A 13,676-nucleotide genomic window follows, 5' to 3' on the forward strand; every position below is an offset into this window, starting at 1 on the left:
GTTCACGGAAGGCAAGATTCAGAGCGTTTTTATCTCGCTCTTAACAACTGGAGTCCTTGCCGTGCCTCTGTGGCCGCCCAGCCGCCGTCCACGCCCCCACCGCGTCGCGCGGCCCGCACGTCGTGTCCGTAGGGCGCGGCGCTCCATAGCCGTGCTGGTGCTCACCGCGCTGGCCCTGATGCTGACCACCGATCAGGCCCTTGCGGAGGGCATGGAACTGGGCCGTATTCAGCTGCCCAGCCTCAGCATGTCCTCGCTGGCGTCGTGGTTCACCGACCCGAACTGGGGCAAGCTGCCGCACCAGCAGTCCGGCACCGCGGCCGGCCGGCGGCACCATGTGTCGGCCGCCGCGACCCAGGCGCACCGCGGCGCGGGCCACAAGCCGGGCAAGGGCCGCGGTGAGTTGGCCGCCTACCAGGCGCACCGGTCCACGGCGAAGGCGGGCAAGAGCGCCTCGTTCCGCGGCTTCGACGCCCGGACGAGCAAGCGGGTGTCCGCCAAATCGACGGCGCACTCGACGTACTACCGCAACGCCGACGGCTCGTTCAGCCGGAAGGTTTCGCCGTTCCCGCTGAACTACAAGGACTCCAAGGGCGACTGGCAGCAGATCGACACGGACGTCGCCCGCGGCTCTGACGGCCGCTTCGACGAGAAGTCCAACGCCATGGACGTCGCCTTCGCTCCGAAGGCCTCCGACCAGAAGCTCGCGTCGTTCGACAAGGACGGCAATAGCATCGCGTTCGGGCTCGACGGCGCCGCGTCGGTCGCCGGTACGGCCAAGGGCTCGACGGTCTCCTACCCGAAGGTCCTCCCCGACACCGACCTCCAGTTGACCTCGACGTCCGTCGGTATGCGCCAGGAACTGGTGCTGCACTCGGCGAAGGCCGCCAACTCCTGGGTCTTCCCCCTTCAGCTGAAGGGCCTGACGGCCGAGCTGAACAAGTCCGGCGGGGTGGACCTCCGCGACGCCCGGGGCAAGGGCGTGGCGTCGATCCCGTCGGCGTACGCGTTCGACTCGAAGATCAACAAGGTCTCCGGCGAGCGCGCGACCACGCACGCGGTGACCTACGAGCTGATCTCCGAGCACGGCAAGCCGGCGCTCCGGATGACCCTCGACAGCGCCTGGCTGCACGCCAAGGCCCGTGAGTTCCCGGTGACGGTGGACCCGGACACCTCGGTGTGGGACTACGTCCACACCACATACACGGAGTCGGGCTACTCGCCGGCGGACCGTTCGCAGGAGCAGACCATGAAGGTCGGCTCCTACGACTCCGGTACGCACTCCGCGGTCTCGTTCGTGCAGGACTGGCGGACCAGCTTCGACGGCTCCGGCGTGACCATGGTCTCGGCGAACCTGCACCTGTACGACATCTGGGCGTCGACGTGTACCCCGGAGTCGTTCAACGTCGCGCAGGTGTCGTCGGCGTGGGACCCCACGGACGCGATGACGTACCCCGGTCCTGCGCACGGCGCGTCGATCGGCAGCGTGACGCCCTCGGTGCCCCACGCGTGCGCGAACAACACCAGCAGTGCGACCGGCGGTGACTGGGTGACGGTGCCGCTGGACACGGCGTCCATCCAGAAGTGGGCCAGCGGCACCAGCACGGACTACGGTCTGGCGATCTACGCCACGACCACGGACAGCCTGCACTGGAAGCAGTTCGCCTCGATGGCCAACCCGGGCGACGAGCCGTACGTCGTGTACGACTACACCGGGGACATCGCGCCGATGGTCGAGGCGACCTTCCCGGCGAACAACTCCTCGGTCTCCACGGTCACGCCCGAGCTGCAGGCGTTCGCGGACTTCCAGCAGAACCCCGTCGCGCAGAAGTACGACTTCAAGGTCTACAACTCCGCGGGCACGCTGGTCGTGGACTCCGGCTGGGTGACGACCCCCAACTGGACCGTTCCGGCGGGCAAGCTGACCTGGAACACGACGTACAGCTGGACCGCGCAGGCCTACGACGGCACCAAGTACTCGACTGTGTCCCCGATGTCGGCGCTGACCACCGAGGTGCCGCAGCCGTTCATCACCTCGGAGCTGTCGCAGAACAGCAGCGACCACGGCTACGACGCGACGATCGGCAACTACACGACCTCCGACACGGACGCCTCCATCTCGACCGTCGGCCCCAGCCTCGACGTCGAGCGCGACTACAACTCCCGTGACTTCCGCACCTCCGGAGCCTTCGGTGCCGGCTGGTCGAGCATCTTCGACGCCAAGATCACCGAGCAGAAGAACGCGAGCGGCACCCTGACGGGTGTCGTCATGACCTACCCGGACGGCTCCGAGGTCGGGTTCGGCAAGAACTCGGACGGTACGTTCTCCGCGCCCTCGGGCCGGTTCGCGATGCTGCGGTCGGTGACCTCGCCGACCGGCTACACGCTGACCGACAAGGACGACACCGTCTACACCTTCGCCCAGCCCGTGGGCACGGGCGTGTACGGCATCACGTCCGTGAAGGACGCCAACAACCGTTCGGTCGACTTCACCTGGGCCTCCGGTCACGTCACCAAGATGAAGTCCGCGGTCTCCGGCCGCTCCCTGAACCTCACCTGGTCCACGCCCAGCGGCGCGACGTCCGCACACGTGGCCACCGTGGTCACCGACCCGGTCACCTCCGGCGACTCCTCCACCGTCCAGACCTGGACCTACGGCTACACGGGCGACAAGCTGACGCAGGTCTGCTCGCCGCTGTCCACCACCAAGTGCACGGCGTACGGCTACACCAACGGCTCGCAGTTCCGCACCGAGGTGGAGAACGCCGGCGCGTCCTCGCTCTGGCAGCTCAACGAGTCCAGCGGCACCGTCGCGGCCAGCTCGGTGGGTGACAGCGAGGGCACGGACAACGCGACGTACAACAACGTCACGCTGGGCCAGACCGGCCCGCTGGCCGGGTCCACCGCGACGGCGGCCCAGTTCAACGGCTCCTCCTCCTACCTCGAGCTGCCGCCGAGCCTGGCCTCCAGCTCCACCCAGCTGACCCTGTCGATGTGGTTCAAGACCACGACGGCTCCGGGTGTGCTGTTCTCCTACTCCACGCTGCCGATCAGCAGCAGCATGACCCAGGGCCAGTACACCCCGGGCATCTACGTCGGCAGCGACGGCAAGCTGAACGCGGAATTCTGGAACAGCAACGCCGTCCAGCCGATCGTCTCGACCGCCGCCGTCAACGACGGCGCCTGGCACGAGGTGGTCCTCTCCGGCGCCGGCTCCAGCCAGACCCTGTACCTCGACGGTGCCAAGGTCGGCTCGCTGTCCGGCATGATCTCCTACAGCAACGGCTACCACAGCGCGCTGCAGAACCACACCTACATCGGCGCCGGCTTCCTCGGCGGCACCTGGCCGGACGAGCCGCACTACTCGACCACGGACGACACCGGCTACCCGACCTACTTCAACGGCACCATCGCGGACGCCGCGTTCTACCCGAGCGCGCTGACCGCCGAGCAGGTCGCCCGGATCCACACCGCGGCCACCAAGGCGTCGCCACTGCTGACGTCCATCACCCGTCCCTCGGGCAAGGCGTTCGCCGGCATCACCTACGACACCAACGCCGCCCGTGTCACCCAGCTGACCGACGAGAACGGCGGTGTCTGGAAGCTCAACCCGCCGACCATCGCCGGTTCCAGCAACACCTACCGGGGGGCGGTGCTGGGCGACGCCCCCAACCAGTACTACCGCTTCGGCGAGTCGGCGGGCGCCTCGACGGCACTCGACGAAGTGCACGGTGGGCAAGGAACGTACAACGCGGTGACGCTCGGCGCGAGCGGTGTGTTCAGCGACCACACCACGGCGTCGTTCAACGGCACCAGCTCCGACGTCGCGCTGCCCAGCGGCACGGTTCCGGGTTCGGGTGCCGAGTCGGTCGACATGTGGTTCAAGACCTCGACAGCCAACGGCGTGCTGTTCGCCGCGTCGAAGGACCCGTTGACGGGCGGCACCACACCCACGTCGTACACGCCCATCCTCTACGTGGGCAGCAGCGGCAAGCTGTACGGCGAGTTCTACTTCTCCGGCGGCTCCCCGAAGCCGCTCGGGTCCGCGTCCGCGGTGACCGACAACAAGTGGCACCACGTGGCCCTCTCCACGTCCGCCACCAGCCAGTCCCTGTATCTGGACGGCAACCTGGTCGGCACCCAGACCGGCACCGCCGCCATGAGCGGTCAGAACTACACCTACGTCGGCGCGGGCTTCCTCGGCGGTAACTGGCCGGACGAGGCTCACAACAGCTCGACCAACAACACCGGCTACGCCACCTACTTCAAGGGCTCCATCGCCGAGGCGGCGTTCTACCGCTCGCAGCTGTCCTCCGACGACGTGGACGCCCAGTTCGAAGCGGCGAAGAACTCTTCCGGCCTGCTGCCGGTGAAGACGGTGACGGTGACGACGCCGACCAACGCGACGCTCACCTACACCTACGACGTCACCCACGGCAACCGCGCGCTGACCGAGACGGACGCCCTCGGCAACACGACCAGCTTCGGCTACGACACGGCCGGCTTCGAGCACACCGTGACCGACCCCAACGGTTCGATGACCGTCACGGGTCACGACGTGCGCGGCAACATCGTCTCCTCGACGTCCTGCCAGGACCAGGCCGCGAACAAGTGCAACACCGAGTACTACACGTACTACCCGGACGACACCACGGCGCAGCTGACCACCGCCGACCCGCGCAACGACCAGCTGCTGACCGAGCGTGACGGCCGTTCCTCGTCCGCGACGGACAACACCTACCTGACGTCGTATACGTACGACTCGGCCGGCAACCAGACCGCGATCACCGGTCCGGCCGTCCCGGGCTTCCCGAACGGCCGTACCACGACGACCGTCTACAGCGACGGCACGAGCGCCTACCCGTCCGCCGACGGCGGCGTGGTGCCCGCGGGCCTGCCGGTGAAGACCATCAGCCCCGGCGGCGCGGTCAACCAGGTCTCCTACTTCAAGAACGGCGACGTGGCCTCCACCACCGACGCCATCGGCCTGGTCACCCAGTACACCTACGACGGCCTCGGCCAGGTCACCAGCCAGAAGGTCGTCTCCGACACCTACCCGAACGGCCTGACCACGACGTACAAGTACGACGCGGCCGGCCAGGTCACCGAGGAGCACGACCCGCAGCTCACCGACCGCGTCACCGGCGCCACCCACTCCGCCGTCACCACCACGGTCTACGACGAGGACGGCAACACGACCTCGCAGACCGTGGCCGACGGCAGCGGCGGCGACCGCTCCCGCACCCAGACGTGGACCTACGACCAGTACGACCACGTGGCGACCGAGTCGGACGCCAACGTGGCCGCGGGCGCCTCCTACGGCAACACCACGACGTACACGTATGACTCGTCCGGCAACAGGACCAAGGAGGTCACCAGCGCCGGCAACGAGACCCAGTACACGTACGACGCCGAGGGCAACCTGCTCACCCAGGGCCTCATGTACAAGGGCGACCCGGTCAACCCGCAGACGCCGACCCTGCTCGTGGAGTCCTCCCGGGCCTACGACCCGGCCGGGCGCCTGGCGTCGATCACCGACGCGATGGGCAACACGACGTCGTACACCTACACCGACGACGGTCTGACCTCGACGGTGAAGCGGACCAGCGCCGACGGCCAGAGCACCTACGTGCTCGAGTCGGACAGCTACGACGCGGCCGGCAACCTGCTCTCGCAGACCACGGACAACGGCGAGAACGTCACCAAGTACACGGTCGACGCCGCCTCCCGGACCACCTCCACCGAGGACGACCCGACCGGTGTGGACCGGGTGACCACCGTGTCCTACACCCCGGACGACCAGGTCGCCACCGAGAACGACCACGACGCCTCGGGCTACGACCGCACCACCACCAACACCTACGACGACATGGGCAACCTGCTCAGCGAGACGCTGTACGGGGACGCCTCCGGTCACCCCGCGGGCTGGTGGAAGCTGAACCAGACCTCCGGCACCAACGTCACCGACGCCTCCGGCAGCGGTAACACCGCGCAGGCCACCGGCGTCACCTGGAGCGACGGTGCCGCGTCCCTGAACGGCACCAGCAGCTCCCTCGCCACCAGTGGCCCGGTGCTGGACACCACCGTCTCCTACACGGTCTCGGCGTGGGTGAACCTGGCCTCGACGCCGACCCACAACATGACCTTGCTCGGGCAGGACGGCACCACCAACAGCCCGTTCTACCTGCAGTACAACTACGCCCACACCGGCGCGCCGCTGTGGTCGTTCGACCTGACCAGCGGCGACACGACTTCACCGTCGTTCACCGGCGCCTACTCGAGTACCGCCGCGACCAGCGGAACCTGGACGCATGTGGTGGGCGTGTACGACTCCACCACCGGTGCGATGAAGCTGTATGTCAATGGCGCGCTCGCCGGCAGCAACACCGACTCCGCGCCATGGTCCGCTTCCGGCTCGCTCACCATGGGACGGGCCAAGTACGCGGGCAACCCCACCGACTTCACCGACGGCTCACTCGCCGACGTGCAGGTGTACCAGCGTGCCCTGTCCGCCTCCGAGGTCTCCTCGCTGTACGGCAGCGGCCGCACCGGCGGCACGGTCGGTTCCTCGAATGCGCAGACCACGAAGTACACCTACGACAAGAGGGGCCTGCAGACGTCCATGACGGACGCCGAGCAGAACACCACCAACTACTCCTACGACGAGGCGGGCAACCTCGCGGTCACCACCGCGCCCGCCGTCCAGGCGGAGCCGGACGGCACCACGGCCGCCACCGTGCGCCCGGTCACCACCAGCGGCTTCAACACCTTCGGTGAGGCCGTCGAGGAGCAGGACCCGAACGGCCTGGTCACCACCACGGCGTACGACGCCGAGGGCAACAAGGTCTCCGAGACCCTGCCGCCGTACACCCCGGCGGGCGGCTCGACGGCGAACGCCGGCACCACGGTGTGGACGTACGACAGCGAGGGCAACCAGACCTCCGTCACCACGCCGGGCGGAAAGACCACGTCCTACCTGTACGACCAGATGGGCAACGTCGCCCAGACGACGGCACCGGACGGGACGAAGACGCACGCGACGTACGACGCGGACGGCGACCGGCTGTCCGCTACGGATCCGACCGGCGCGCAGACCCAGGCGACGTACGACTTCCTGGGCCGCCAGCTCACCCAGACGACGCTGGAGCGCTACCCGTCGACGAAGACGCTGACGACCACCAACTCGTACGCGGTCACGTCCGGCAACCCCTATGGCGCGCACCTGGCCTCGACGACCACACCCGGCGGTGTGAAGACGTCGTACGGCTACAACCGTGCCGGTGACATCACCTCGGTCACGGACGGGGCGGGCAACACGACCCAGTACACGTACGACTTCATGGGCAACCGTCAGAAGACGATCCTCGCCGACGGCACGTACACCGAGACTGATTTCGACGCCTCCGCCGACCCGGTGGTGACGAAGCAGTACGACGCCAGTGGCACGAAGCTCTGGGAGACCGACCAGCAGTACGACGGTGTCGGCAACCTGATCGCCTCCACCGACGCGAACGGCCACACCAGCCACTTCACCTACGACGCGGCCGGTACCGTCACGCAGGAGATCCAGCCGGTCGACGCCTCGACGTCGATCACCACGACGTTCGGCTACGACGCCGCGGGCAACCGCACGCGCTTCACGGACGGCCGTGGCAACTCCTGGCGGTACACGTACACGCCGTGGGGCCAGCAGGAGAAGGTGATCGAGCCGACCACCGCCAAGTACACCTCGGCGGCCGACTCGACGACGACCTTCGCCTACGACGCGGACGGCCAGCTCACCAACGTGACGCTGCCGGGTGGCGTGACGACGTCGATGACGTACGACTCGCTGGGTCAGCTGAAGTCCATGTCCGGCCAGGGCGCCGACGCGGCCTCCGCGACACGGCACTTCACCTACGACGCCGACGGCCGGGTGCTGTCCGCGGACACCGACGAGGCGGGCATCTCCACCGCGGTGGACCACCAGGCGGCCACCCACGAGCAGTTCACCTACGACGACCGCAGCGATGTGCTGACGGCGTCGGGCTCGGGCGGCTCGTCCAGCTTCGCCTACAACAACGACGGCCAGATGACGTCCCGCACCGACGCGGCGGGCACGACGACGTACGGCTATGACACGGCCGGCCGCCTGTCGTCCCTGAACGACGCCGCGACGGGCACGCAACTGACCTACAGCTACGACAACCTGAACCAGCTGAAGACGATCAAGTACGGATCGACGGGGCAGACCCGCACCTTCGGCTACAACAGCGCGCACGAGCTGACCAGCGACACCCTGGTGCAGGGCGCGACGACCCTGGCGGGCTTCGGCTACGGCTACGACAAGAACGGCAACCTGACGTCGAAGACGACGACGGGCGTGTCGGGTGCGTCGTCGAACACCTACACCTACGACTGGGCGAACCGCCTGACGTCGTGGAACAACGGCACGACGACCACGCAGTACGCGTACGACGCCTCGGGCAACCGTATCCGCAACGGCTCGAACGTCTACACGTACGACGCACGGGACGAGCTGACCTCGGACGGCGTGCACAGCTACGACTACTCCGCGCGCGGCACGATGACGCAGGAGTCGTCGGCCTCCGGCACGGTGGCGTACAAGACGGACGCCTTCGGCGGTCAGGTCGTCGCCGGTCAGCAGTCGTACACCATGGACGCGCTCGGCCGGAACATCTCCGACCGCGACACGGGCGCCGGCTCCACCCGGACCTTCGCCTACTCCGGCGCGGACAACACGATCGCCTCGGACGGCGACGACACCTACACCTACGACCCCTCGGGCGGCCTGATCGGCATCAAGCCGACCGGCGGCACCGGCGTCCTGGCTCTGACGGACCAGCACAACGACGTGGTCGGCACCTTCACCTCGGGTGCCACCTCGCTGGCCGGCTCGGTGTCGTACGACCCGCTCGGAAAGGTGGTCTCGCCGACCAACACGATCGCCGGCCACCTTGGCTTCCAGTCCGGCTGGACGGAGCCCGGCACGGGTGACGTCGGTACGGCGTCACGCTGGTACAACCCGGGTACGGGCGAGTTCCTGAACAAGGACAGCGTCTCGCTGGACCCGGTGCCGAACTCGGTGGCGGCGAACCCGTTCGCCTACGTCGACGACAACCCGCTGGCGGGTACGGACGACTCGGGGCACTGCTCCTGGTACGACGTGGTGTGCGGGGCCAAGAAGGTCGCCCACCATGTGGCGCACGCCGTCAAGCACGCGGTCCACAAGGCCTACCACGCGATCAAGCACGTGGCCCGCAAGGTGGTCCACGCGGTCAAGCACGCGGCGCACAAGATCGCGCACCGGGTGCGGGACGTGTACCGCGCCACCGTGCGAGTGGTCCGGCGCGTGTACCACTACGCGGCCAGGCACGTCAGACGCATCTATCACCGGGTGGTCCATGCGGTTCACTCCGCGTACCACAAGATCTCGCATGCGGTGCACCGTGTGGTGCACGCGGTGAAGAAGGCGGCGAAGAGGGTCGCGCACGCGGTCGCCCACGCGGCGAGGACGGCGTACCACGCCACCGTCAAGGCCGCGAAGTCGGCGGCGAAGTTCGTCAAGCACCACGCCGCGGCAATCACCTCCTTCGTGGTCTCCACTGCGGTGTTCGCCGGCTGTGAGGCGCTCACCGGCGGCGTCGGCTCGATCGGCTGCGCCGCCGCCGCGGGTGCCGCCGGCTCGCTGGTCGAACAGGGCTTCAAGTGCGCGGAGAACGGGGGCGGAGACTGCAGCGTCGGCGCGTTCGCGGGCTCGGCGGTCACGGGCGCCGTGGCCGGCGCGGCCGGCGGCATCCTCGGCAAGATCGGCGGCTCCCTGCTGGCCAAGGCGGCCCCGAAGGCGATGAAGGTCGTCGGCGGGCTGTTCGGCAAGGGTGTGACGGACGCCGGGGAATCCGCGGCGGCTGATGCCACGGATGGGGCGGCCTCGGCGGCGGAGTCGGATGAGGCTGTGACTTCTGCTCAGTCGCATTCCGACGATGCGGGTCCCAGCTGCCGGATCGGCGGTCCGCACAGCTTCACCGGGACCACCCGGGTACTGATGGCCGACGGCACGACGAAGGCCATCGACCAGGTCAAGGTTGGCGACACCATCGCCACCTCGGTACCGGGAGCAAAGGGCACCGAGGCACACAAGGTCACCAAGGTGATCGTGACGCACACGGACCACGACTTCGTGGATGTGACGATCATGCGCTCTGCCAAGGCCGGCGCCAAGGCGGCGGTCAAGTCCGTCGCCAAGAAGGCGGCTCGTAAGGCGGCGTTCGGCCTGGCGGCGTCGGCCGCGATCCTGGGTGCGTTGTCGGCCGGCCACGGTCGCGATGGCACGCACCAGTCGGCGACGGCGCCGGTGGCGGCGGTCACTGGGACGGCGAAGGGTGCGCAGGACGCACACCTGACGACGACCTTCCACCACCCGTTCTACGACGAGACCCGGTCGGCCTTCGTCGAGGCCAAGGACCTCGAGACGGGCGACGTCCTCCAGACGCCGACCGGCACGGCCCAGGTCACCGGTGTCCGCCTGTACCACGCGAACACCACGACCTACGACCTCACGATCGGCACTCTCCACACGTACTATGTGGTGGCTGGGGACACGCCGATCCTCGTTCACAACTGCGGAGGCAGCAACCCCGATCACTCGGCGACCTGCGACTGTGCGAACGGCAGTCAGCCGCGCATGGCCGACGGCACGATGGGCAGCAACCCCAATGCCCCCGCCCGCTACTCACGCGACACGGAGTACCCCAGCAGCTACCGGCCGGAGACTCACGAATACATGGTGACGAATTTCACCGACGAAGGTAAGGCCGCCGGAGGCTGGCCAGTGGATGCACAGGGGGAAAGACTTCCCCGCTCCGCGCTGACTTGGCGCGACGATTCTGGTGAGAAGATCGATTTCAAGGACCTCACCTATGACCACAATCCCATGGTCGTGGAGCACTGGAACAGCACTGGGTACAATTCGAGTCGGGCGGTGCGCAACGACTTCTACAACGAGACAGACGGTATGACTGCAATGTCCAGGCCTAAGAATTCCTCGCTCGGAGCCCGCAGTGGCCTGCGGTATCGCCAGGACACCGGGCCGGACTACAGTCGCTGAAGGAAGCTGGGAAGGTTGGTCATGGACATTGCTGCGAAGCTGTCCGCGCTACCCAATGCCAGGCCGCTCCCGGGCGTTTCGGACGCCTGGGAGTGGTCCCCGGCCCCTGGGTTCGTGCTGTTGGCGGCACTCAGCTCCGACCGTCGGTATGTGTTCCGGTTGAATACCAAGGATTCGTACGACGCGGAATTGTGTCGCGCTGTCCTAGAATTCGTCCGAGAGCGGGAGAGCGAGGCCATCGCACGGCCTGAGCCGTTGATCGCGCTGGCCGGTTTTTCTTGGCCGGGACGCGAGTTTGACGTCGTCGGCCGCGTCAGACCGGAGGCGCACCGGTTGTTCCACGAGGAGCCTGACCTCCACGATGTGGTGTTCGGAGTCTTCCCTGGATACTCCGCCGAGATCTCGGGTGCCGAGTCGGTCGATCAGGCCGCCGAGCGGTACGGCCGTATGTTCAAGGCGTCGGACATGAACCGCAGTCCCAGTCCGTACGTGCTGGTCCGCTTCGACAATCCGAGGACAGGTGCGGGGACCATGGGTGAACAGCCGGTGTTCATCTCCCCGGATTACCTGGCGCACGAGCTGCGGCTGCTGGAAGGCATCAAGGATGCCTACCTCGAGCTGTGGAATCACCGGAACGAGCAGTGGTACGTGCGATGGGACGGGCTCTGGCACGTCAGCTGTGGCGCACAGGAACTGCGTCTGTCGGCCGAGGAAGTCGCCACCTGGGCGGCCGAGGTGATCCGATAGACGGAGCGATGACCACTCGCTCGGCGTATCAACCTGCCCCTCCTTCGCGAGGGGCAGGTTGTTTTTGTGTCACAAAGGGGGGCAGGACGCTTGTGTCGGCCTCCGCTTCCTTAGTCCAGTCTGCTCGCCAGGGCGACCCCGCAAATGCGCTTGTCACTGGCCGGGTTACGCCTTCGCAGTCGAGCGGCGGATACGGTCGGACTCCTCGAGGAGGGCTTTGGTTTGGGGCGGGCGCGGTCGGGTTCTTGTGAGGCTTCGTACTTCAGGCGGTGAACCCTGGCTTCGAGCCGGGGGTCGCGTTCGAGGGCGTACTCGTCCACCAGCGGGCCATGAAGGCGGGGACTTGGGCCGGTACATGGTGAACAGCAAGGATGAGCAGGAGCTGTCACCTTCACCGTCGACCGCGACGCGTGGGACGCCCCCGTGGCCATCACCGGCTGACCTGCGAGATGCCGCAGTTGCGGAGCTGGGGGAGTTGTGAAGCCGGAGGGGATGGGGGGTATCGGTTGGGGACCGCTATCATCTGGAGGTCGGCCGTGGCGTGGCCGAACGTCGTATGGGCCGCGCTCACCGCGCTGCCCGTCGTCAGCCTCGGCTTCCTGCGCCCCGTGCCCTCCTGGTGATCGCGCTACGGTGACGCGGACGCGCCGGCTGGTGGGCTTTCGCGGTCTTCAGCGCCGTGCTCGTGGCCTGGGTCACCGAGCTGGCACGGACCCCCGAGGACACCCACGGACTGCAGTTCGCGGCTGATTTGCTGACGATTGTGCTGTCCACCGGGGGGTTGACGCACGTCTGACCACTCGAGCTCAACAGTCCGACGACCGCTGAGCCGGAGCACGGTAAGAACGACCGCTGAGCCCGGGGCGGAGTGGGGGAGTGGGAACCACCGCTGAGCCCGGGCACAGCAAGAACCGGCGTCCGACGCCGGCGTACGGCAAGAGAGCAGGTAGGACATGACCAAGCAGGTCCGGCAGGTGTCACAGGCGCGCCCGGCGCAGGACAAGCAGCAGGCCGCGGGCGCCTGGCTCGCGGTGGTGGGGCGGGCCGCCGTCATCTGGCTGCGCTCAGTGCGCGGGCGCACCATCGCGCTCGCGGCGGGCGCGGTGGCCGTCGTGGGTGCGCTGCTGGTGACCGGCTTCCTGCTCTTCTCGCACGATGACCGGCCGCCGATCCCCGACACCCGGGCCAGGCACTACACCGAGACCGACGCCTGCCTGCTCACCGGCAAGGACGGCATCGTCGGTCACACGGCCGCCGCCGTCTGGCAGGGGATGCAGGACGCATCCCTCAAAACGCATGCCCGGGTCAGCTACACGCAGGTGACGGGGGAGCAGAGCGCCGGCAACGCACGTCCGTTCCTCAACGGGATGCTGCAGCGTTCCTGCGATGTCGTGCTGGCCGTGGGCCGGCCCGAGGTGACGGCGGCGGCCGACACCGCACCGCACTACGGGAAGGTCGGCTTCGTACTGGTCGGCGGCGGTCACGACGGCGGGAACGTGAGCACGATCGGCATCGGCGACGGGCTGCGCGCCGATGTTGCCGCGGCCGTCGAGCGGGCGGTGAACGACCGGAGCTGAGCGGCGGCGCCCCCGGGCGGTACCGGAACAGCCGGGGAGCGGGTGCGGTGGCTTTCGTACCGTTCCCGCAGAGAGGCGTACACCTGTGACCGAGCAGTGATCCTCAGGGGGACTGGCTGCTTTGGTCTGGTGGCACGTCTTTTGGTTTGGGTTCCCGGCTGGTGATCAGTGCCGCGGGCGTCGACCGTATCGATCGGTGTCAGCAGCGTGTCGTAGGGTCCGGGCAAAAGTTCCTAGTTCTTCGG

The 13,676-nt window shown here is 67.9% G+C and carries 3 protein-coding genes and 1 pseudogene; all 4 read left to right on the plus strand.

What is annotated here, in order from left to right:
- The first annotated feature begins 151 nt into the window (after positions 1–151).
- The 4 genes and pseudogenes from C3488_RS07545 to C3488_RS07560 all read left to right on the plus strand — a co-directional run bounded on the left by C3488_RS07545 (position 152) and on the right by C3488_RS07560 (position 13,431).
- Entirely contained in the window at positions 152–11,107 is a 10,956-nt protein-coding gene (locus tag C3488_RS07545) for a LamG-like jellyroll fold domain-containing protein (RefSeq protein WP_103838526.1), read from the plus strand.
- 21 nt (positions 11,108–11,128) lie between these two features.
- Positions 11,129–11,854 carry a hypothetical protein gene (locus C3488_RS07550; protein ID WP_103838527.1) on the plus strand — a complete coding sequence of 242 codons (726 nt, stop codon included), beginning with the start codon at positions 11,129–11,131 and terminating at the stop codon, positions 11,852–11,854.
- Positions 11,855–12,203: 349 nt separating this feature from the next.
- Positions 12,204–12,295, plus strand: a pseudogene (locus C3488_RS42530) (peptidoglycan-binding protein); the annotation flags it as partial.
- Positions 12,296–12,807: 512 nt separating this feature from the next.
- Positions 12,808–13,431 carry a hypothetical protein gene (locus C3488_RS07560; protein ID WP_103838528.1) on the plus strand — a complete coding sequence of 208 codons (624 nt, stop codon included), beginning with the start codon at positions 12,808–12,810 and terminating at the stop codon, positions 13,429–13,431.
- Positions 13,432–13,676: the final 245 nt, after the last annotated feature.

This window comes from Streptomyces sp. Ru72, from assembly GCF_002920635.1.
Lineage (GTDB): Bacteria > Actinomycetota > Actinomycetes > Streptomycetales > Streptomycetaceae > Streptomyces.